The organism is Gluconobacter sp. P1D12_c, from assembly GCF_018812105.1.
GTDB classification, from domain to species: domain Bacteria; phylum Pseudomonadota; class Alphaproteobacteria; order Acetobacterales; family Acetobacteraceae; genus Gluconobacter; species Gluconobacter oxydans_A.
On sequence record NZ_JACSIQ010000697.1, the window covers coordinates 1 to 392 of the forward strand.

Below are 392 nucleotides of genomic sequence, written 5' to 3' on the forward strand. Positions count from 1 at the left end.
GCATCAGGGACAGAGCGGGCCAGTCGATCAAGCTTTGGTACGACCAAAGTATCGCCACTACGAACAGCCGCCAGTGCCTGGTCAAGGCCGGCCCTTTCCCGGTTCGTGCCGGTGAAGCCCTTGTCGGTGTAAATACGATCGGCAGAAACACCGAGTTTGAGCAGTTCCTGATGCTGGGCCGCGAGATCCTGTTTGTCCGTCGAGCAGCGGGCATAGCCGATCATTATGTGTGTCATACGGGAAAGTGTAACGTATAAGGCCCCATGACTGCAAAACATATGGTACCACCTTTATGAGACACAGCACACGGCTGTATTCCATGACGTGTTGCACTTGTCCGGGACAGTCCGTCCAACGATCCCCTTCCGGACACATGAAGGAGACATCCGATC

General features: G+C 55.1%; 1 protein-coding gene. It reads right to left on the reverse strand.

Going from position 1 to position 392, the window contains the following annotated elements:
- On the reverse strand, positions 1 to 236 hold a 236-nt coding region (locus KP705_RS18790), incomplete at its 3' end, for a recombinase family protein (protein ID WP_215765403.1).
- Positions 237 to 392 lie beyond the last annotated feature (156 nt).